Origin of the sequence: Ottowia flava (genome assembly GCF_008017535.1) — a bacterium.
In the GTDB taxonomy this organism is placed as follows: domain Bacteria; phylum Pseudomonadota; class Gammaproteobacteria; order Burkholderiales; family Burkholderiaceae_C; genus Ottowia; species Ottowia flava.
In genome coordinates, this window is sequence record NZ_VRUA01000006.1 from 96,961 (window position 1) to 118,058 (window position 21,098).

The following is a 21,098-nucleotide window of genomic DNA, read 5'->3' on the forward strand; positions in this document are numbered from 1 at the left end:
ACCTAGGAAGACACCCCCAATGAAGCAGCCAACCCTGCGCCCCGTCATCACCCTGGGCCTGGCCCTGTGCGCCAGCGCCTGGCTGGCCGGATGTGTCAACGGTCCGAACGCCCATGGCACCACCGGCGGCAGCGCCCCCGGTCAGGCGCCCAACACCGGCGCTGCCGCGCCGGCCCCGTTCACGCCACCCCAGGTCCACAACACCACACCGTTTCCGGACCTGGGACTCACCAACGACGACGCCACCGAATACGTGTCGCTGGGCCTGAAGATCACCTACCAGATCGACGGCCAGAACCGCCTGCGCTACCTGCTCGAAGGGCAGGAGAAGATGATCGGGACGGCGCACGACGTCGCCAACGACCTGCGCTGCACCGACATCGGCGGCGGCTTCAACCAGCGCACCACCTTCTTCCCCGACACCGGCATCTTCACCCACGGCGCCGCGCTGACCGGCGTGCGTTCCGCCCGCGGCCAGGCGCGCCCGCTGCAGCGCCTGCGCGCCGTGGAAGACGGCACCATGGCCGTCACCGGCAAGCCGGCGCGCGACGTCGAATACGCCTACATGCCCTGCGTCGGCAGCACCCAGGTGCGCGCCGGCGTGCGCACCGACGGCTACCTGCAGCCGGGCGACCAGCTCACGCTCAAGCCACCGGGCAAGAACAGCAAGCCGGTGCAGCTCACCCTGCGCCCGGACGTGCGCCCCTTCGTCGTGCTGGCCTACGCCGACGGCACCTCCCGCGCCTTCGTGCCCGCACGCCCCGTGCTGATGACCGTGGACTGGCCGCGCCGCCGCGCCGTGGTGCAGTACCAGGCCACCTTCCCGATCGCGCCGCAGGTCGCGCAGGCCATCTGGAGCGGCACCGTGGCGCCCGGCACCGCAGCCGACCCGCACCGGAACGCTTTCAACGACGCGATGCTCCAGTACCTGGACACTTGCCCGGCACCCACGCAGCCGATGGACGCCTGCGGCATGCCCGGCCGCCCCATGCCCCAGATCCTGCGCGACGAGCCACTGTCGCAGTGACCGGCGTTGCCCCTGTGACTTCCGTTGTCGCCCCGCGTCCCCATGTCCGCTGACCCGTCCGCGCTGCACCTCGGCCCCATCGCCCACGCCCACCTGGCCGGCGTCATGGCCGTGCAGGCGCTGGCCTATGGCGACGCGCTGCTGGAATCGCCCGAGGTTCTGGGCAGCAAGCTGCGCATGCCCGGCGACACCTGCTGGGGCGCGTTTGCCGGGGCAGGTGGCTCGCTGGCCGCTGGTGCAACGTCGGGCGGCGCGCTGCACGTTGGCGCGGTGGGTGAGGGCGCTGGTCCGCACGCTCACCTGCACCAAGGGGCGGCCGACACCCTCAACCTGTGCGCCTACGCCATTGCCCACACCGTGCCCGATGGCGCGCCGCTGGTGCTGAACAAGCCCGCGACCCCCGCCACGCCGCAACCGGGCGACTGGCTGTACGTCCACGACATCGCCGTCGACCCCGCCTGGGCCGGCCACGGGCTGGCCGCGCGCCTGCTGGCCGAAGTGCTGGACGCGGGGCGCCGGCTGTCCTTGTCCCGCGCGATGTTGGTGGCGGTGCAGGGGGCAGACGCGTACTGGGCGCGGCATGGTTTTGTGGCCCAGGCGGCGCCGATGGCGGTGCTGGGGTTTGGGGAGGGGGCGGTGTGGATGGTGCGGGATTTGTAAGTGAAATCGGCTGTTGGCTTTGCAGCTGTCCGCGCGAGCAGCTATTGGAGTTGTAGCACTTCGTTCGTCGCGCACTCGTTGGGTGGCGGTGCTTGAACGGGGTTGGGAGGCCGGGTCTCGGCCCGGCGGCCGACCCACTTTCTTTTGCTTCGCCAAAAGAAAGTAGGCAAAGAAAAGGCGACCCCACGTCTGCGACCCCTGCGCTGCGCGCAGGGGCAAACCTGCGTCACGCTTCTGGCGTGGTGGGCCGCAGAACTCACTTCGCTGCTTTGCAGCTCCGTTCAAACAACCGCGGCCAGTCGGTTCACGAAGCGGCTGCATCCTCCGGTGCAGCCGCCACCCCGCCAGAACCGCGCCGCAGGCGCAGTCTCAAGGGGAGTTGAACAGCCACACGGGCCATCGCTGCGCTCGGCCCCAACACGCGAGCGCTACGCGCCGCGGACCCAGGGCCGAGCGAAGCGATGGCCCGTCTCGCCACCCCTCTGGACGTGCCGAGAAGCGCAGAGCGGGCGGTGGGCGTGGGCACCGAAGGATGCCCACGCTTCGTGCTCTGACTCGCTGCAGCTGTCTGAGCGGAGCGCTGCAAGCGCAAAGCGAGTTCTGCAGCGCCACCGCCCGATCGAGCATCGCAGGTTGCCCCGCAGCATCGCTGCGGGGACACGTCCAGTGGGGTCGCCTTCTTTTGCCTTCTTTTCTTGGCGAGACAAGAAAAGAAGGTGCGCCGCCGGGCGCATGTCCCGGCCTTCCACCTCAAACCCGTCACCGAATAAAAAAAGCACGCGGCACTCGTACAAGCGGCTCCGATTCGTGCGGCACCAAACTACCAATTCCATAGCTGCCCGCGCAAGCAGCCCCTGGGCCAGAAGCTCAATTCATTCAAAACCTGAGAGTGCTAAGCCGTCACCGCAAGACCGCATGCCCGGCCGCGCCGCGGCAGTTGCACCGGCGCCGGCACCACGCTGAGAAAGGCCGCGCAGCGCGGCGCCGCCTGCGCGCAGCTTCACCCCTCATCCACCACCGGCGGCGGCACCAGCAGTACCGGCACGGGCGAGCTTTGCACCAGCCGCTGCGACACCGAGCCGCCTTCCAGCCAGCGGCGAATCGGGCCCAGCGCGCGCGAGCCCATCACCACCATGTCGCAGTGGTGCTCTTCGATCAGCTCCACCATCGCCTGCGCAGGGTCGCCCTGGACCACGGCGGTTTCGTAGGCCACGCCTGCATCGGCCAGCAGGCGGGCGGACGGGGCCATCAGGTCTTCGCCCGCCTCCAGCGCGGCGCCTTCGATCAGCTCGGGGCTGTCCGCCGTCACCATCTCGTAGAAACTCGCCGGCTCCTGCACGTTCACCAGCACGAAGCTGCCCTTGAGGCCCTCGCGCAGCAGTTGCAGGGCAAAACGGGTTTCGTGCAGAGACAGCTCGGTGCCGTCAACGGGAAGCAGGATTTTCATGGTCTTGGTCTCAGATAACTATCAAATCAGGAGCTTGTCGCGCCCGCCTGGAGGGCGTTGGCGCCCAATCTCATTCGTGGAACTGCGCCGGCACGGGCTGGGCGCGGTAGAAGGTCAGGGCGTGCTCGGCGGCTTCGCGTTCGCCCTGGGCAAGGACGCCGCGCTTGATCTTACCGACGACGTGCATCTCGCAGGGCTTGCAGTCAAAGCGCAGGGTGAGCTTTTCCTTGCCGTTGATGAGCTGCAGCGGCTCGGCTTTGACGGTGCCTTTGACGCCGATGACGCCTTTGGCTTGTTTGGGGCACAGGCTCAAGGAAAAGCGCACGCAGTGCTTGGTGATCATCAGGCTGACTTCGCCTTCTTCCTGCTGGCTTTCGTAGGCGGCGTCGATGACCTTGACGCCGTGTTTGGCGTAGAAGTCGCGCGCCTTGTGGTTGAAGACGTTGGCCAGGTAGGTCAGCGAATCTTCGGGGTAGGGCGCGGGTGGCTGCACGGGATTAGCGCGCGGCAGGCGCTGCCAGGCGGCGGCGCGAGCGGCATCGAGCGCTTGCATCGCGTCGCGCCGCAGCGCGTTGGCGACGCTGGCGGGGACGAACCAGGGCGCGCTCAGGTCGATGGCGATGTCGATGGGCTGGTACAGCGTTTCACCCAGCTTGGCCAGGGCTTCGCGCAGCTTCTGCTCGGCCTGTGCTGCGTCTTTGGGAGCTTGCTGCGCAAGCTCGGCGCGGGCTGTGGCCGAATTTCCTTCTTCATCGGTGGCCGTCAGTTGCAAACCGCCTGCGGGCGACTCGGCGAGCTTGAGCCACACGCCGATGCGGCGGTCGGCCGATTTTTTCTCCAGCGTGCGGACCCAGTCCATGCTGCGGTTGCGGTTGATGACGGTGCCGCGGCGCAGGTCGTGCAGGCTGGCCATGGCGTCTTTGGGGAAGACGCGCCAGGCGCCGTCACCCAATGCATCGATGCGGTTGGCTTGGGCGCCGACCAGTTCTTTTTGCGCGTCCCAGTAGCACAGGCCGTCGCCGTTGGCCAGTTGCAGGTCGGCGCTGTCGGCCATCAGATCGAAGTGGTCGGCCGCGACGCGGGTGACGAAACCGATGGGCTGGCCGGGGTTCTTGGGCGTGTCGAAGGCGCCGATGTCGGTCTGGCGGCCGTTGACGAAGTAGTCGGTGAACTCGCGGTTGAAGTTCTGGTCCGGGTCGGGCGTGAAGGTGAAGCGCGTGCTGCCGCTGCTGGCGCGGGCCAGCTCGGGGCGCTGCTCCAGCAACTGATCGATGAGGCGGCGGTAGTGGGCGGTGATGTTCTTCACGTAGCCCATGTCCTTGTAGCGCCCTTCAATCTTGAAGCTGCGCACGCCAGCGTCGATGAGGGGGCCGAGGTTCAGGCTCTGGTTGTTGTCCTTCATGCTCAGCACATGGGCGTTGTGCGCGACGAAACGGCCTTGCGCGTCGACCACCTGGTAGGGCAGGCGGCAGGCCTGCGAGCAGTCGCCGCGGTTGGCGCTGCGGCCGGTGTGGGCGTGGCTGATGTAGCACTGGCCGCTGTAGGCAACGCACAGCGCGCCGTGGATGAAGAATTCGATGCTGCAGCGGGACGGGTCGAGGGCGTCGCGCACGGCGGCGATCTGGTCCAGATCCAATTCGCGCGCCAGCACGATCTGCGACAGGCCGGCGTCTTGCAGAAAGCGCGCTTTTTCAGGCGTGCGGATGTCGGTCTGGGTGCTGGCGTGCAGCTGGATGGGCGGCAGGTCGATTTCGAGCAGGCCCATGTCCTGGATGATCAGCGCGTCGGCGCCGGCGTCGTACAGCTGGTGGACCAGGCGGCGCGCGGGCTCCAGCTCGTCGTCGCGCAGGATGGTGTTGAGCGTGACGAACACGCGTGCGTTGAAGCGGTGCGCGTGCGCGGCCAGGCGGGCGATGTCGGCGATGCTGTTGCCGGCGCTGGCGCGCGCGCCAAAGCCGGGGCCGCCGATGTAGATGGCGTCGGCGCCGTGGTTCACGGCTTCGATGCCGATGTCGGCGTCGCGCGCGGGGGAAAGCAGCTCAAGGTGGTGGGGGCCGGAAGACATTCGGCGATTATCCCAGCGGGGTCGCGCCCGTGGTGGTGCGCGGGCGCGGGTGAGCGCCACCTCAGCGTGCGCCGCCCGAGAATTCACCCGCGGCGGGCATGGCCGGGGCGCTGGGGCGCGTGGCCGGGGCGGCGGCCGACGCGGCGGCGCTGCCGGGCGCAGCGACCGACGTGGGCCGGCCGGCCTTGGGCGCTTTGCTGCCTTGGGCCAGCAGCGGGGCGCAGCTTTCGTCGTCCTCGGCGCCGGGCACGGTGATGGGCACCAGCGCCAGCGCCCCGGGCGCAACCGCCAGCGCGGCCACAGCGGCGGCGGCGCGCACGATCAGCGGCCCGGCCTTGACGCCGACGTGTGGCTTGGCGAACGGGCCCTTGACCTCCAGGGGCGTGCGCAGCGAGAACAGTTTCAGCTCGTACGCCTTGGGGTTGACGTCGATGTCGAGCATCTCGTCGCGCAGGTTGGCGGTGCCGGTCAAGTCGATCAGCGCGTCGTCGGTGTTGATCTTGACGTTGCGCAGATGAGCCACGCCGTCGCGCACCGGCACGTCGGCAATTGCGCAGCGCAGGCGCACTTCCTTGTCGGTGCCGAACAGCTTGGCGACCACCACGCTGCCCAGGTTCAGCCCGGCCAGGTCGAGCAACTGCTGGCTCATCACGCCGTCGCGCACGTACAGGCGCGCCTCGCCATTGGCCGTGGCGGCCATGCGGGCGATGGATTCGCCGCGCGCGTCGAAAGCGATGCCGCCGTCCACGCGGCCCAGGCTCTTCTTCATCAGCTCGACCTTGGGGAACAGGGCCGACAGCTTCAGCCCCTGCACGTCGCCGCGCAGGGACACGGCCATGGGCTTGGTGCCCGGGTTCATCTGCACCTGCGTCTTGAAGCGACCGCCGGCCACGCCGAAGTCCAGCGGCGCGAGCTTGAGCTGGCCGCCATCCAGCAGCGCGTGCACGTTGAGGCTGTTGATCGGCACGGCTTCGGGGCGCTCGACGCGCTGGCCGGTGTAGACCAGGTCCAGGTCCATCTTGTCCCAGCGGGTGGTGTCGAACGGGTCGTCGGGCAGCACCTTCCCGGCGCGCTTGGGTCGGTCGGGGTTGTTGGATTTGGCGCCGACCACCGGGCCCAGATCGGCCAGGCGCAGCAGCCTGGAATGCAGCTTGCCCTTGAGGCGCGGGCGCGGCTCGGCGGAGGTGTAGGTGACGTCGCCGGCAATGTCGCTGTGGCCGATGGTGCCGGTGAACTTCTGGTAGTCCCACACCGCCGCGCCCTGCTTGAGCGTGCCGACCAGATGCCCTTGCGTGGCGAATTCGGGTGTGTCGGGCAACACGATGCCTGTGAGCGGGTACAGGTCGGCCAGGCTACCGCCGCGCAGGTTGACCTTGAAGTCCACGCCCGACAGCTGGCGCGGGTTGGCGATGATGCCTTCGGCCTTGGCCGCCACGCGCCCGGCGCGCGCGTCCAGCTGCAGCGGGAAGTCCAGCTGCTCATCCTTCAATGACAGCAGTTGCCCGGCCTTGCCGCTGCCACGGATCTGCGCCTTGCCCTGCCAGCCGGTGAATTCAAACCCCACGCCGTAGCGCCCGTCCTGGCTGTCTTCCGGCTTGAGCGTGTCCAGCGAGCCGGCCACGCTGAGTTGGCGCGGCGCGTCGTCGTAGCCGAGGCGACCCTTGCTCAGCACCACCTGGCCGATATCGACGCTCCAGCGCGGGCGGTCGGCGTCGGCTTCGGGCAGCTGAAGGGTCCAGTTGTTGTGGCCGTCCTTCTGGCGCTCCAGGCGCACGTCGGGTTCGGTCAGCGCCACGCGGCGGATCTCGATGCGGCGCGCCAGCAGTGGCAGCAGCGCCAGATCGGCCGTCACGCCGCCGATGTGGGCGAAGTGCGGCGCGCGGGCGTTGAAATCGGGCGGGTTGCCGATCAGCACGTCGTGGGCGTGCACGGTGGGTCCGGGGATCCAGCGGCGCCAGCCCGTGCCGCGCTGCTGCGGCCATTCCCAGTCCAGATCGAGCGGTCCGCGGATGGCGAAGGGCCGGCCCAGCGCCTGCGACACCTCTTCGGACACCCAGGCACGCGAGCGGTTCCAGTCGTTCCAGGTCAGCCAGGCCAGGGCCATCGCGGCGACCGCAGCCAGCGCGATCAGGAGGGTGACGACCCAGCGCAGCACCGAGGTGCGCGCCGGCACGGGCGAAGCAGAGACTTGGGGGCGGTAAACGGGTTCCGGAGACATGCTGTTGGCAGGTCGGCGCGCCCTGGGCGTACGCGGCCTGCTCCGACGACAATAGCAACAATGCCCCGATGCTAGGCCCGATCAGGCCCGTCGGGCCGCTAAGATGGCGGCTTGAGGCGATCTCCTACACCGGCTTGCGCGGGCCGAGCACATGGCTTGCAGCGCGCACCGACAGACCCGCGCGCCACCCCGTTTTTTTTGCCATGGCACCTGTTCCGCGACCCGATTCCCGCCGCGCCCGCCCGCTCGGGCGGCTGGCGCGCGTGGACGCCTTGCGCGGGCTGGCGATGGTGTGGATGACGGTCTACCACTTCGTCTTCGACCTCAACCACTTCCATCTGGTCCGTCCGCAGGACTTCTATTTCGACCCGTTCTGGATCTGGCAGCGCACCGGCATCGTCAGCCTGTTTCTGTTCACCGCCGGCATCGGCCAGGCCCTGGCCGTGCAGGCGGGGCAAAGCTGGCCGCGTTTCTGGCGGCGCTGGGCGCAGGTGGCGGGCTGCGCCCTGTTGGTCACGGCGGGTTCGTGGTGGATGTTTCCGCAAAGCTGGATCAGCTTTGGCGTGCTGCATGGCATGGCGGTGATGCTGCTGATCACGCGCTGGGCGCTGCTGCGCGGCCTGCGCGGTGCGTGGCCGTGGGTGCTGGGCGCGCTGCTGATCGCCGCCGGGCCGCTGGGCAGCGCCTGGCTGCAGGCCCAGCCGCCGGGCCCGCTGGCGGCGGCGCTGGACAGCCGCTGGCTGAATTGGCTGGGTTTTGTCACGCACAAGCCGCCGACCGAGGACTTCGTGCCGCTGTTGCCCTGGCTGGGCGTGGTGTGGTGGGGCGTGGGCGCCGCGCAGTGGCTGCAGGCGCGCGCGCCGGGCGGCCTGGCGCGGCCGGCCGGGCCACTGGGCGCGGCGCTGGGTTGGCTGGGCCGATGGAGCCTAAGCTACTACATGCTGCACCAGCCGGTGCTGATCGGTGCGCTGACGGCGTGGACCTGGCTGGTCGGGCGGGCTTGAGCGGGTAGCGCGGTGTTTGTGAGGGAAATAGGTCTCCAGCCCTACAACCACCTGCGCGAAAAGCTATCAAAAGCAGAGTAAAAAGCGCCAAGAAAAGGGCAGGGTCTTCAACGGAGCCTGCCCTGCTGCGGCGCTCAAACGCGGCGCGCTGCGCCGCTGCCCGCCTTATTCGATCTTAGCCTTGCCGCGCAGATCTTCCTGAAATTTGGCCAGCTTCTGCTGTTCCATCTGCTGCTTGACCTGGGCCTTCACGTCTTCAAATTTCGGTGGTTCAGGCGCCTTGGCGTCGCGCGTGTCGTCCACGCGGATGATGTGGTAGCCGAACTGCGTCTTGACCGGCGCGTCGGTCATTTCGCCCTTCTTCAACTTCGACATGGCTTCGGCGAACTCGGGCACGTAGCTGCTCGGGTTGGACCAGCCCAGATCGCCGCCTTGCGCGCCGGAGCCTGGGTCCTTGGAAGCTTTCTTGGCCAGGTCTTCAAACTTGGCGCCTTTCTTGATCTGGGCGATCAGGTCCTTGGCTTCGGATTCTTTTTCGACCAGGATGTGGCGCGCCTTGATTTCCTTGGTGCCGGCGGCCGGGGCCTGGGCGGCGACCAGACGGTCGTACTCGGCCTTGGCTTCGGCGTCGGTCACTTCGTTCTTGGCCTTGAAGTCCTCGAACAGGGCGTTGATCATCACGCTCTGGCGCGCCAGTTCCATGTTCTTGCGGTAGGCGTCCGAGCCCTGGATGCCGCGGCGCTCGGCTTCTTGCATGAAGACTTCGCGGGCGATGACCTCGTCGCGCAGCTGTTGCGTGACTTCGGGCGGCACGGGTTGGCCGGTGCGGGCGGCCTGGGCCTTGACCTGGGCTTCCAGCGCTTCCAGGCGGGCCTTGGGCACGGGCTTGCCGTTGACGATGGCGACGTTCTGCGCCACGGCGGGCAGCGCCAGGGTGCCGGCCAGCAGGGCGGCCACGGAGACAGACAGCAGGTGTTTTTTCATGGGTTGCGGGGAAGGTGGTCGGATGACCGGAAGCCCCGGCCAGCGCGGCCGGGCAGAAAAACGGGATTATCGCGTCTCGATCGCCAGGGCATGGACGCCATCGCGGTCGATGAAGTCTTGCAGCGCTTCGTACACCAAACGATGGCGCACCACGCGGCTTTGGCCTTCGAAACGCGGCGAGGCGATGCGCACCCGAAAGTGCGTGCCGAAACCGGTGCCGTTGGCGCCGGCGTGGCCGGCGTGCTGCCAGCTTTCGTCGAGGACTTCGAGCTCGGTTGGCGCCAGGGCGCTGCGCAGGGTGTCGGCCATGCGGTCGGCAAGAGACGGTTCGGTGCTCATCCTTGGCTCTCGGAAGGTGGGGTGTCGGACGCGGCGGGCTCGTCCTGCAAATGCCGGGCCACGTAAAAGCCCTGGCCGATGATGAAGGCGACCGGGAAGACGTAGCCCCACAGCTTGAAGTTGGCCCAGGCGTCGGTGGTCCAGAAGGCGGCCACGTAGCCGTTGATGGCGGCCATGAACAGGCAGTAGATCATCCAGGCCACCGTGAGGCGGTTCCACACCGGGTCGGGCAGGTTGAGCTGGCTGCCCAGCATGATCTTCAGGAAGTTCTTGCGGTAGACCCACAGCGCCACCGCCAAGGCCACGGCCATGGCGGCGTACAGCACGGTGGGCTTCCACTTGATGAAGCGGTCGTCCTGCAGCACCAGGGTGAGCGTGCCGAAGACCAGGATCAAGGCCAGCGTGGCCTTGTGCATGGTGGTCAGCTTCTTGTCGATGGCGTAGATGATGGCCATCTGCGCCGCGGTGGCCGCCATCAGCACGCCGGTGGCGGGGTAGATGCCCCACAGCTTGTAGGCACCGAAAAACAGCAGGATGGGCAGGAAGTCGAGCAGGGCTTTCATCTGGCCGCGCAGTTTACCGGGGCTCGAAATCCAGGGCGGCCGAGTTCATGCAGTAGCGCAGGCCGGTCTCGGTCGGCCCGTCGGGGAAGACGTGGCCCAGGTGGGCGCCGCAGTTGGCGCACACGGTTTCGACGCGCACCATGCCGTGGCTGACGTCGCGCCGCTCTTCGATGGCGCCGGGGAGGGCCAGCGAGAAGCTGGGCCAGCCGCAGCCGGCGTCGAACTTGGTGCCCGATTCGAACAGCTTGGCGCCGCAACACATGCAGTGGTAGCTGCCGTCGGCCCAGTGCTGCTCGTACTTGCCGGTGAAGGGCCGCTCGGTCGCGGCGTGGCGGGTGACCTGGTAGGCGCCGGGTTCGGCCTGCTTGTCGGCCAGCAGTTGGCGCCATTCGGCATCGGTTTTCTGGACAGGGTGGGTCATGATGAGCAGCTGATCTGGATGTGGTCGGCCCATTCCGGCGGGAAACCGGCCCAGGCGGCGTGTGCGGGGTGCTCGTCAAACGGGCGCTCCAGCACGGTGAGCAGGTCTTGGACCATGGAAAAGTCTTTTTGTTTCGCCAGCGCGATGGCTTGTTCGCCCAGGTAGTTGCGCAGGATGAAGGCTGGGTTGGATTTAAGTGCCAAATCGGCATCCGGCCTTACACCCACTTGCGCGGGCAGCTCCTGCAATTGTAGCAAGATGCGGTCAATGGCGGCCCGGTCGTGGAACAGCGCCTGCACCGTGTCGGCTGGCGCGCCGGCCAGGTGGCGCGCCAGCGTGCGCCAGGCGATGGTGAAGTCGGTGCGCTCGGCCGCCATCAGCTGGAGCAGTGCATTCACCACGGCGTTGACCGGTGCGCTGGCCTGCGCAAAGCCCAGCTTGGCGGCAAAGCGCGCGTCCAGCTCGGCGGGCAGGGCGGTTTTGTAGGGCTCCAGCGCGGCCATGGCGGTGTCGTGGTCGCCGATCAGCGGCAGCAGCGCCTGGCCCAGGGCAAACAAATTCCAGTGCGCGATCTGCGGCTGGCGCGCGTAGGTGTAGCGCCCTTGGTGGTCGGAATGGTTGCCGATGTGGTTGGGGTCGAACCCGTCCAGAAACTGGAACGGGCCGTAGTCCACCGTCAATCCCAGAATGCTCATGTTGTCGGTGTTCATCACCCCGTGCGTGAACCCCACCGCCTGCCACTGCGCCACCATGGCGGCGGTGCGGCGCGTCACCGCTTCCAGCAGCGCGGCGTAGGGGTTGGCGGCGCTGCGCGCGTCGGGGTAGAAGTGGTCGATGACGAAGTCGGCCAGCTGGCGCAGCGCGTCGTGGTCGCCGCCGTGGCTGAAGTGCTCGAAATGGCCGAAGCGGATGAAGCTGGGCGCGGTGCGGGTGACGATGGCGGCTGTTTCGATCTCCTCGCGCCGCACCGGCTGGTCGGAGCCGACCACGCACAGCGCGCGCGTGGTCGGGATACCCAGACCGTGCATCGCTTCGCTGCACAGAAATTCGCGCACCGAGGAACGCAGCACGGCGCGCCCGTCGCCCATGCGGGAATAGGGCGTGAGGCCCGCGCCTTTGAGCTGCACTTCCAGCGACGCGCCCGAGGGCGTTTGCACCTCGCCCAGCAGCAGCGCGCGCCCGTCGCCCAACTGCCCGGCCCACACGCCAAACTGGTGGCCGCTGTAGACGCTGGCCAGCGGCACGCTGCCCGGCAGCACGGTGTTGCCGGCCAGGGCCTGCAGGGCCTCGGGCGTGGCCCAGTCGGCCGGCAGACCGAGGTCACGCGCCAGGGCGTCGCTGCGCGCGACCCAGTACGGGTCGCGCAGCGGCGCGGCGGCGACGTGGCTGTAAAAGGTGGGGCCCAGACCGGCAAAGCGGTTGAGCCAAAGCCGCTCCGGGGCAGGCCCGGGCGCCAAAAAAGTGTCTGTGGACAACAACATAGGGCGATTGTCCTGCGTTCACGCCAGCTGCCGCGGGCCCGTGGCGGACAGCCCTATGCAAAGTCGGTCTTGGCGCGTGGCACCGTGCAGGGCGCCGCGAAAGTCCGGTGCCGCAGGCCCGCTGGCGCCCTGCGTCACCCCCATGAAAAAAGGGTGCCGAAGCACCCATTTATTCCTGATTTGATAGCTGCCAGCGCAAGTGGTTGTAGGGTCAGAGGCGAATTTCTATAGGAATCGGCGCGTGCTGGTCGGTCAGGCGATCAACTGGCCGCGCGCGCCCAGGGTGGCGATGTCGACGAACGAGCAACCCTCGCGGTTGGTGCGGCCGAAGGTGAACTGCATGCCGCCGACGTCGTAGTTGTCCAGCCCGGCCAGGCCGTTGATGACGGCGGCGCGGCTGGGCGCGGGGCCGGCGCGGCGCAGGCCTTCGGCCAGCACCATCGCGTTGACGTAGCCTTCCAGGCTGGTGGTGGACGTTTCCTGGGACTTGCCTACGGCGGCCATGTCGGTTTGGTAGCGGCGCACCAGCGCGTGGCGCGGCGAATTGGGCGTGGGCACGATGACCGAAAAGGCCAGGCCGCGCCCTTCGGGCCCCATGGTGGCGAAGGAGCCTGAGGCGATCGACAGCCCGTAGATCGACGCCGCCGAGCCGGCCTTGCGCAGCGCGCGCACCGTGGCCGGCGCCGTGCCGGCCAGGCCGAGGATCACCATCTGCGGCTTGGCGGCGGCGACCTGCTGGGCAGCGCCTTCCACTTCCATGCTGTTGGTGCTGGGGGTGACGCCGATCACCGCCGGCTCCAGCTTGGCCTTGCCCAGCGCCAGCTTGTAGCCGGCCAGCAGGGCCTGGCCGAGCGGGTCGTTGGAGTGGATGAGGCCAATGCGGTTGATGCCCAGCACGGCCGCCTGGGAGATCAGGCGGTCCATCTCCTGGTCGAAATTGGCGCGCACCCAGAAGGTGTTGGGCGAGGGCTTCTTGCGCAGGCTGACGTTGCCGGTGTTGGGGCCGACCAGGGCCATGGTGGTGACGGCGTCCATCATGGCCGCCGACTGGCGCGTGCCCTGCGGGTGCAGGATGGCCAGCACGGACGAGTCGGCCACGTACTTGAGGGCGTTGGCCTTGGCCTGTTCAGGGGTGAACTTGTCGTCGGCCACCTGCAGCTCGACCTGGGCGCCATGGATGCCGCCAGCGCGGTTGAGCGCGGTGAAGTACGCCAGCGCGCCCTGGTGCAGGGCCAAACCGTTGATTTTTTCGACCCCGCTGGTGTCGACACTGCTGCCGATACGTAACACATTTGACTGCGCGCGGGCGATCTGACCAAAGGGGGCAATCGCAGCAGCCATTCCATAGCAAATCAAGGCTCTTCGGCTGGAGGCAAGGGTTTGTGGGGCCAAATCGGAGTGCATACAAAACGTCTCCTAAGGATGAATTGCGTCACACAATGCAACATTAGTAAGTTAGCGCCAATTTAGCGGAATGTCCTTTTGGCATGTGAGTTCTGCGCAGTTTGAGGCGCAAAACATACACATTGGGGTGTATGTATTCGGTCACAGCCGCCCTGGCCCAGGTGTCGCGCAGGTGGCGCGCTTGGCGTTTGCCCTGCGTCAGCTTCATGAAGCCGTCGACTAGGATCATGGCGACAACCATTTCACAGCCCAACGGAGAACCCATGCTCGGCCTGATGCAGCAACACCCGCTCTTGATTTCCAGCCTCATCGACTTTGCTGCGCGCCACCACGGCGACGGTCAGGTCGTTTCGCGCCGGGTCGAGGGAGACATTCACCGCTACACCTGGGCCGACGTGCAGCGACGCTCCAAGCAACTGGCGAAGGCGCTCGACGACGAAGGGCTGAAAGCTGGCGAGCGCGTCGGCACGCTGGCCTGGAACGGCTACCGCCACCTGGAGCTGTATTTCGGCGTGAGCGGCTCCGAGCGCGTGCTGCACACCATCAATCCGCGCCTGCTGCCGGAACAGATCGCCTGGATCGCCAACCACGCCGAAGACCAGATCATCTGCTTCGACACGACCTTCCTGCCCATCATTCAGGGCATCCATGCACACTGCAAGACCGTCAAACGCTGGGTGGCGCTGTGCGACGCTGACAAGCTGCCACAGGACACCGGCATTCCGAACCTGGTCAGCTACGAAGCCTGGATCGGCGCGCAGTCGCCCGATTACACCTGGCCCGTGTTCGACGAAAACACCGCCTCGAGCCTGTGCTACACCAGCGGCACGACCGGCAACCCCAAGGGCGCGCTGTACAGCCATCGCTCGACGGTGCTGCACGCCTATGCTTCGGCCCTGCCGGACGTGATGGGCCTGAGTGCCAGTGATTCGGCGCTGCCGGTGGTGCCGATGTTCCACGTCAACGCGTGGGGCATGCCGTATTCGGCTGCGATGGTGGGCTGCAAGCTGGTGTTCCCTGGTCCAGCGCTGGATGGCAAGTCGGTGTACGAACTGATCGAGGGGGAGAAGGTCACATTCGCTGCCGGCGTGCCCACGGTGTGGCAGATGCTGCTGGGTTATGTGGGCCAGAACAAGCTCAAGTTCTCGACGCTCAAGCGAACCGTGATCGGTGGCTCTGCTTGCCCGCCAGCCATGATCACGGCGTTCCGCGACCAGTATGGCGTGGACGTCCTGCACGCCTGGGGCATGACCGAGATGAGCCCGCTGGGCACGCTGTGCAGCCTGAAGGAAAAGCACCGCGATCTGCCCGAAGCCGACAAGATGAAGCTGCGGCTCAAGCAGGGTCGGGCGATCTTCGGGGTCGACATGAAGATTGTGGGCGCCGACGGTCAGGATCAGCCTTGGGACGGCACGACCTACGGTGACCTTTACGTCAAGGGTCCGTGGATCCTGGGCCGCTATTTCAAGGATGAGGGCGGCGACCCGTTGGAGGACGGCTGGTTCCCGACCGGCGACGTGGCCACCATCGATGCCGACGGCTTCATGCAGATCACCGACCGCAGCAAGGACGTGATCAAGTCCGGCGGCGAGTGGATCAGCTCGATCGACGTGGAAAACACCGCCATGGCCCATCCGGCGGTGGCCATGGCCGCCTGCATTGGCATGCCGCACCCGAAGTGGGACGAGCGCCCGATCGTAGCGGTGGCGCTCAAGCCTGGCGCGCAGGTCACGCGCGAGGAACTGCTGCAGTTCTTTGAGGGCAAGATGGCCAAGTGGCAGATCCCCGACGACGTGGTGTTTGTTGACGCGATCCCGCTTGGCGCCACCGGCAAGATGCTCAAGACCAAGCTGCGCGAGCAGTTGAAGGACTACAAGCTGCCCTCGCTTTGACGTCGTCAAATTTTTGGGGTTGACGCGTCGGCGACACCCCCTCGGGAAAGCCCGGCTGTGTTTCGTTGGCTGCGCACTTACTCTGCGGATTGTTCGTGATCGACAACCCAGGAGACCAGACGATGAAGTTCGCAGTGAAGGTGCTGGCCGGTGCGGCCATGGTGGCGGCCCTGACCGCAGCCCATGCGCAAAAAGGTGAAACCGTCAAGATCGCGCTGATTGACCCCCAAACCGGTCTGATGGGCCCGCTGGGCACCAACCAGATGCACAGTTGGCAGTATTTTGCCGACGAGTTCAGCAAGAACAACCCGGCGGGCGTCAAGTTCCAGATCGTCGCGTTCGACAACAAGCTGAGCCCCGCCGAAAGCGCCAACGCGCTGAAAGCCGCCATCGACCAGGGTGTGCGCTACGTCGCGCAGGGCAATGGTTCGTCGGTGGCCGCAGCGCTGATCGACGGCATCACCAAGCACAACGAGCGCAACCCCGGCAAGGAGATGATGTATCTCAACTACGCGGCGGTCGATCCGGACTTCACCAACAGCAAGTGCAACTACTGGCACTTCCGTTTCGACGCCGACACCTCCATGAAGATCGAGGCGATGACGACCTTCATGAAGGACCAGAAGGACGTTCACAAGGTCTACCTGCTGAACCAGAACTACTCGCACGGCCAGCAGGTTGCCAAGTTCGCCAAGGAAGCCCTGAAGCGCAAGCGGCCCGACGTCCAGATCGTCGGCGAAGATCTGCACCCACTGGCCCAGGTGCGCGACTTCGCGCCCTACATCGCCAAGATCAAGGCCGCGGGCGCAGACACCGTCATCACGGGCAACTGGGGGTCGGACCTGGCGCTGCTGATCAAGGCGGCGAAGGAAGGCGGCTACGACGGCAAGTTCTTCACCTACTACACCGGCGTGACCGGCACGCCCACGGCGCTCGGCAGCACGGGTGAGGGGAAGGTGTTCCAGGTCGCCTACTCGCACTACAACATGGGCGGCCAGATGGGCAAGTGGATGGAAGGGTTCAAGGCGCGCTTCAAGGACGACATGTTCACGGGTGCCATCCCCGCTGCCTTCATCGGCCTGACACAGGCCATGGCCAACGCCAAGTCGACGGATCCGGTCAAGGTGGCCAAGGCGCTCGAAGGGCTCAAGTACAAGAGCTACAACGGCGACGTCGAGATGCGCAAGACCGACCATCAGCTGCAGCAGCCGCTCTACATCACGATGTGGCAGAAAGCCGGTGGCAAGTACCCCTACAGCCCCGAGAACACCGGCATGACGCTGGTGCCGGTGGCGGAGTACCCCTCGTACGTCTCCAGCACGCCGACCAGCTGCGCAATGAAGCGCCCGTCCTGAGGCCGTGGCGCCCACTGGCGTTGCTTTGGCAACGCCAGATTTTTTGCATGCGCGTCCTGCGCGTGCGTTCTGCAGCTAGCATGAGACAGCGCGCCCAGAGCCGATGCGGCGAGGGCGTGCGGCGGTGCCGCATTCGAGAAGGGTTTTCCGGATGGAGTTTTTCATCATCTCCATGCTCAATGGCTTGAGCTATGGGTTGTTGCTGTTCATGCTCAGCTCGGGGCTCACGCTCATTTTCAGCATGATGGGCGTGCTCAATTTCGCCCACGCCAGCTTCTACATGCTGGGCGCCTACATCGGCTACACCTTGTCGGGGATCGTCGGCTTCTGGCCGGCGCTGATCATCGCGCCGCTGGTGGTGGGGTTGCTGGGCGCGATGTTCGAGCGCTACAGCCTGCGCAAGGTGCACAAGTTCGGCCACGTGCCAGAACTGCTGGTGACCTTCGGTCTCTCGTACATCATCCTCGAGGTCGTGCAGCTGATCTGGGGTCGCCCGGCGGTGGAGTTCCGGCCGCCGTCGATCCTGCAGGGCCCAGCCTTCACCCTGATCAACAGTTCTGTTGACGGCATGCGTTTCGTCTGGGGTGCGGCCCCTGACGGCGCTTGCCGCGCGGCCGATGCCGCGGTGCGCATCGTCTGCTCGCCGTTCCCCGCCACGCGGGCGCTGATGATGCTGGTGGCGGTGCTGATGCTGCTCGGCATCTGGCTGCTGCTGACGCGCACGCGCATCGGCTACGTGATCCAGGCGGCGCTGACGCACCCGGACATGGTCGAGGCACTGGGCCACAACGTGCCGCGCGTGTTCATGCTGGTGTTTGGTGCGGGCACGGCACTGGCCGGTCTGGCCGGCGTGATCGGCGGCAGTACCTTCGTGACCGAGCCGGCGATGGCCGCCACGGTCGGCTCGATCATCTTCGTGGTCGTCGTCGTGGGGGGCATGGGATCGCTGGCGGGGGCGTTCGTGGCCTCGCTGCTGATCGGTGTGATCCAGACCTTTGCCGTGGCCATCGACTATTCGTTCCTGACCTTTGCCGATCAGGTGGGGCTGCAGCTCAGCGACGCGCTGCGCGACAAGTCGGTGTTCAAGCTGACGTTGTCCCAGGTGGCCCCCATCCTGCCGTATCTGTTTCTGGTGCTGATCCTGATCTTCCGCCCCCGCGGACTCTTGGGCGCGAGGGAGAGCTGAGCGCATGACCACCGCAGTTCAACCCACCGCGCCCGCGCGCTTCACCACGCGCCGCGCGCTCATCTGGGGCGGCTTTGCCCTCGTGCTGATCGTGGCGCCGCTGATTTTCTCCAGCAACCTGGGCGTGACCATGCTCGCGCAGATGGGCATCGCCATCATCGCCTGCCTGTCCTACAACATCCTGTTGGGGCAGGGCGGCATGCTGAGCTTTGGCCACGCCGTCTATACCGGCCTGGGTTCGTACGCCGCCATCCACGTGCTGAACGCCGTGTCTGCCGGGCGCTGGCACCTGCCGGTCAGCCTGATTCCGCTGGTGGGCGCCGTGGCAGGCGTTTTCTTTGCGTCGCTGCTGGGCTACGTCACCACCAAAAAGTCCGGCACCACCTTCGCCATGATCACCTTGGGCATCGCCGAGCTGGTGTTCGCCATGTCGCTGATGATTCCCGAGTTCTTTGGGGGCGAGGCAGGTGTGTCCGGCAACCGCGTGGTCGGTGAACCGGTTCTGGGCATCACGTTCGGCCCGGCGCGCCAGCTGTACTACCTGATTGCGCTCTACACCTTGGTGTGCGTGGCGGCCATGTACGCATTCACGCAAACGCCGCTCGGGCGCATGCTGAACGCCGTGCGCGACAACCCGGAACGGGTGGAGTTCATCGGGTACAGCAGCCAGCGGGTGCGCTACTTTTCCTTCATCGTCGCGGGCTTTTTTGCCGGTATCGCGGGCGGGCTGGGCGCACTGCAGTTCGAGCTGGTGACGGCCGAGGTGGTGGGGCCGGTGCGCTCGGGCGGCTACCTGCTGTTCACCTTCCTGGGCGGCGCCACGGTGTTCTTCGGGCCCATCATCGGCGGCGTGCTGATGATTCTGGCTTCGGTCCTGCTGTCCGAGTTGACCAAGGCCTGGCTGCTGTACCTGGGCCTGATCTTCGTCTTCATGGTGATGTACGCGCCGGGCGGTATCGCCAGCCTGATCATGATGAACGTGCGTGTCGCGGCGCACGGCAAGTTCGGACGCGTGCTGCCCAGCCTGCTGGCCATGCTGGCCGCTGGCCTGGTGATGCTGGCAGGGGCCGGTGCGCTGATCGAGATGATCTACCACCTGCAGCTCAACAGCGCGATGGGCGACGAGCTGCGCTACCTGGGCCTGAGCTTGCACGCGCGCAGCGCGGCGTCCTGGCTCGGTGCCGCGGCGGTGTTCGGCGTGGGCGTGGTTCTGCTGGAGCTGGCCCGCCGCCGGTATGCGGCGCACTGGGGCCAGGTGCAGTCAGAGATCGAGAACGCCGCACGCGCCGGGGAAGGAGCGCCCGCATGAGCGAGTCCACCCACCACTCGGCCCCCTGTGCCATCGAACTCAAAGACCTGCACAAGAGCTTTGGCAAGACGCAGATCATCCGCGGCGCCAACCTGGCGGTGCGCCCGGGCGAGCGCGTGGCCATCATCGGCCCCAACGGCGCTGGCAAGTCCACGCTGTTCAATCTGATCAGCGGGCGCCTGGTGCCCACCAGCGGCGAAGTGCTGCTGAACGGCCAGCGCATCGACGGCAAGAAGCCGTACGAGATCAACCGCATGGGGCTGTCGCGCAGTTTCCAGATCACCAACATCTTCCCCAAGCTCAGCGTGTTCGAGAACCTGCGCTGCGCCGTGCTGTGGAAGCTGGGCTACCGCTACACCTTCCTGCGCTTTCTCTCGCGCATGCACGATGCCAACGCACGCACCGAAGAGCTGCTGCGCATGATTCAGCTGGAACATAAGCGCGACGTGCTGGCCACCAACCTGCCGTACGCCGAGCAGCGCGCGCTGGAGATCGGCGTGACCATCGCCGGCGGCGCCGACGTGATCCTGCTTGACGAACCGACCGCCGGCATGAGCAAGAGCGAGACGCGCCACTTCATCGAGCTGATCCGCCAGGTCACACAGGGCAAGACGCTGCTGACGGTGGAGCACGACATGGGCGTGGTCTTCGGCCTGGCCGACAAGATCGCGGTGGTCGTCTACGGCGAGGTGATCGCCTTCGACACGCCCGAAGCCGTGCGCGCCAACGCGCGCGTGCAGGAGGCGTACCTCGGGTCGTCCATCGCGGACGCGCAGGCACAGGGGCATTGAGCATGTTGAAAGTCCAGGACCTGCACGCCTACTACGGCAAGAGCCATGTGCTGCACGGCGTCAACTTCGACGTGCAGCCGGGCGAGATCGTGGCGCTCCTCGGGCGCAACGGCTCGGGCCGTTCCACCACCGCCAAGGCCATCATGGGCCTGGTGCACGCCGAAGGCACGATCGACTGGAACGGCCAGTCGCTGCTCAAGCGCAAGGCCTATGAGATCGCCAAGCTCGGCCTGGGCTACGTGCCCGAGTCGCGCGACATCTTCCCGCGCCTCACGGTGCACCAGAACCTGATGCTGGGCGAGAAGGGCGGCAAGAAGGCCAGCCGCTGGACCTACGACGACATGTACGCCATGTTTCCGCGCCTTCAGGAGCGGCAGAACACCGAGGCGGGCGTGATGTCGGGCGGTGAGCAACAGATGCTCACGCTGTGCCGTACGCTGATGGGCGACCCCGACCTCATCATCATCGACGAGCCGACCGAAGGCCTGGCGCCCAAGATCGTCGAACTGGTGGGCGAGTACCTGAAAAAGCTGAAGGACCGCGGCATCTCGGTGCTGCTGATCGAGCAGAAGCTCACGATCGCCATGCACATCTCCGACCGCACCCTGGTCATGGGGCACGGCAGCATCGTCTTTGACGGCACGCCCGACCAGCTGCGCGCCGACGCGGCCACGCGCAAGGAGTGGCTGGAGGTCTGATCTGCCATGCCCGCCTCGGCGGTCGGTGCTCAGGCCTGTGCGGGGGGAGCAGCGTGGTAGCGGTTTTTGCTATCAATAGACTAGCTGACCGCGCGGGTGGCAGTAGGGCCAGAGGCCAAATAGTCTGGTATTTGTAACGAGCGGCAATTCCTCTGCCGCGGTACTTGTCCCTGCGGCGACATTCGCCGTTGCGGGGCCTCGGCGCATCTTCCACAATCGACGGTTGATCCCGGATACGGCGCCCGGCGTTGTAT

General features: G+C 66.7%; 18 protein-coding genes. 9 read left to right on the plus strand and 9 right to left on the minus strand.

The window, feature by feature from the left end:
- The first annotated feature begins 19 nt into the window (after positions 1-19).
- Together FVQ98_RS08545 and FVQ98_RS20230 are read left to right on the plus strand one after the other, a co-directional pair.
- Positions 20-1,027: a hypothetical protein gene (locus FVQ98_RS08545; protein WP_147913010.1), complete on the plus strand. Its 1,008-nt coding sequence runs from the start codon at positions 20-22 to the stop codon at positions 1,025-1,027.
- A gap of 42 nt (positions 1,028-1,069) precedes the next feature.
- A complete protein-coding gene (locus tag FVQ98_RS20230; RefSeq protein ID WP_147913011.1) occupies positions 1,070-1,687 on the plus strand; it encodes a GNAT family N-acetyltransferase in 618 nt (205 codons plus the stop codon).
- Positions 1,688-2,687: 1,000 nt separating this feature from the next.
- Here FVQ98_RS20230 and FVQ98_RS08560 read toward each other — a convergent pair.
- From FVQ98_RS08560 to FVQ98_RS08570, 3 genes are all read right to left on the minus strand, one after another.
- On the minus strand, positions 2,688-3,134 hold the full coding sequence (locus FVQ98_RS08560) for a universal stress protein (RefSeq protein WP_147913013.1): 447 nt from the start codon (positions 3,132-3,134) through the stop codon (positions 2,688-2,690).
- 70 nt (positions 3,135-3,204) lie between these two features.
- Positions 3,205-5,199 (minus strand): peptidase U32 family protein, encoded by a 1,995-nt coding sequence (locus tag FVQ98_RS08565; protein WP_147913014.1) that lies wholly within the window; start codon positions 5,197-5,199, stop codon positions 3,205-3,207.
- 61 nt (positions 5,200-5,260) lie between these two features.
- Positions 5,261-7,417, minus strand: a complete 2,157-nt coding sequence (locus tag FVQ98_RS08570; RefSeq protein WP_147913015.1) for an AsmA family protein — start codon at positions 7,415-7,417, stop codon at positions 5,261-5,263.
- A 203-nt stretch (positions 7,418-7,620) separates the two neighbouring features.
- Here FVQ98_RS08570 and FVQ98_RS08575 point away from each other — a divergent pair, with 203 nt between their 5' ends.
- The gene (locus FVQ98_RS08575) at positions 7,621-8,421 is read left to right on the plus strand and encodes a DUF1624 domain-containing protein (protein ID WP_147913016.1); all 801 of its coding nucleotides are present in this window, start codon (positions 7,621-7,623) and stop codon (positions 8,419-8,421) included.
- Between the two features lie 165 nt (positions 8,422-8,586).
- On the opposite strand, the gene FVQ98_RS08580 is transcribed toward FVQ98_RS08575, so the two are convergent.
- The 6 genes from FVQ98_RS08580 to FVQ98_RS08605 all read right to left on the minus strand — a co-directional run bounded on the left by FVQ98_RS08580 (position 8,587) and on the right by FVQ98_RS08605 (position 13,550).
- Positions 8,587-9,405: a peptidylprolyl isomerase gene (locus tag FVQ98_RS08580; protein ID WP_147913017.1), complete on the minus strand. Its 819-nt coding sequence runs from the start codon at positions 9,403-9,405 to the stop codon at positions 8,587-8,589.
- Positions 9,406-9,471: 66 nt separating this feature from the next.
- Positions 9,472-9,744 carry a BolA family protein gene (locus FVQ98_RS08585; protein ID WP_147913018.1) on the minus strand — a complete coding sequence of 91 codons (273 nt, stop codon included), beginning with the start codon at positions 9,742-9,744 and terminating at the stop codon, positions 9,472-9,474.
- A complete protein-coding gene (locus tag FVQ98_RS08590) occupies positions 9,741-10,307 on the minus strand; it encodes a septation protein A (RefSeq protein ID WP_147913019.1) in 567 nt (188 codons plus the stop codon). Before FVQ98_RS08590 ends, FVQ98_RS08585 begins: the two co-directional genes overlap by 4 nt.
- Before the next feature lie 13 nt (positions 10,308-10,320).
- Positions 10,321-10,728: a peptide-methionine (R)-S-oxide reductase MsrB gene (msrB, locus tag FVQ98_RS08595; protein ID WP_147913020.1), complete on the minus strand. Its 408-nt coding sequence runs from the start codon at positions 10,726-10,728 to the stop codon at positions 10,321-10,323.
- Positions 10,725-12,209 carry a protein adenylyltransferase SelO gene (locus FVQ98_RS08600; RefSeq protein WP_147913021.1) on the minus strand — a complete coding sequence of 495 codons (1,485 nt, stop codon included), beginning with the start codon at positions 12,207-12,209 and terminating at the stop codon, positions 10,725-10,727. Before FVQ98_RS08600 ends, msrB begins: the two co-directional genes overlap by 4 nt.
- 252 nt (positions 12,210-12,461) lie before the next feature.
- Entirely contained in the window at positions 12,462-13,550 is a 1,089-nt protein-coding gene (locus FVQ98_RS08605) for an ABC transporter substrate-binding protein (protein WP_255507705.1), read from the minus strand.
- A 326-nt stretch (positions 13,551-13,876) separates the two neighbouring features.
- Between FVQ98_RS08605 and FVQ98_RS08610 the strand changes: the two genes are divergently transcribed.
- From FVQ98_RS08610 to FVQ98_RS08635, 6 genes are all read left to right on the plus strand, one after another.
- Positions 13,877-15,505, plus strand: a complete 1,629-nt coding sequence (locus FVQ98_RS08610; protein ID WP_147913087.1) for a 3-(methylthio)propionyl-CoA ligase — start codon at positions 13,877-13,879, stop codon at positions 15,503-15,505.
- 122 nt (positions 15,506-15,627) lie between these two features.
- Positions 15,628-16,860 (plus strand): branched-chain amino acid ABC transporter substrate-binding protein, encoded by a 1,233-nt coding sequence (locus FVQ98_RS08615; protein ID WP_147913023.1) that lies wholly within the window; start codon positions 15,628-15,630, stop codon positions 16,858-16,860.
- Positions 16,861-17,011: 151 nt separating this feature from the next.
- Positions 17,012-18,046 (plus strand): branched-chain amino acid ABC transporter permease, encoded by a 1,035-nt coding sequence (locus FVQ98_RS08620; RefSeq protein WP_147913024.1) that lies wholly within the window; start codon positions 17,012-17,014, stop codon positions 18,044-18,046.
- A gap of 4 nt (positions 18,047-18,050) precedes the next feature.
- Entirely contained in the window at positions 18,051-19,355 is a 1,305-nt protein-coding gene (locus FVQ98_RS08625; protein ID WP_147913025.1) for a branched-chain amino acid ABC transporter permease, read from the plus strand.
- Positions 19,352-20,146 (plus strand): ABC transporter ATP-binding protein, encoded by a 795-nt coding sequence (locus tag FVQ98_RS08630; protein WP_147913026.1) that lies wholly within the window; start codon positions 19,352-19,354, stop codon positions 20,144-20,146. Before FVQ98_RS08625 ends, FVQ98_RS08630 begins: the two co-directional genes overlap by 4 nt.
- Positions 20,147-20,148: 2 nt before the next feature.
- Entirely contained in the window at positions 20,149-20,844 is a 696-nt protein-coding gene (locus FVQ98_RS08635; protein WP_147913027.1) for an ABC transporter ATP-binding protein, read from the plus strand.
- The last annotated feature ends 254 nt before the right edge of the window (positions 20,845-21,098 follow it).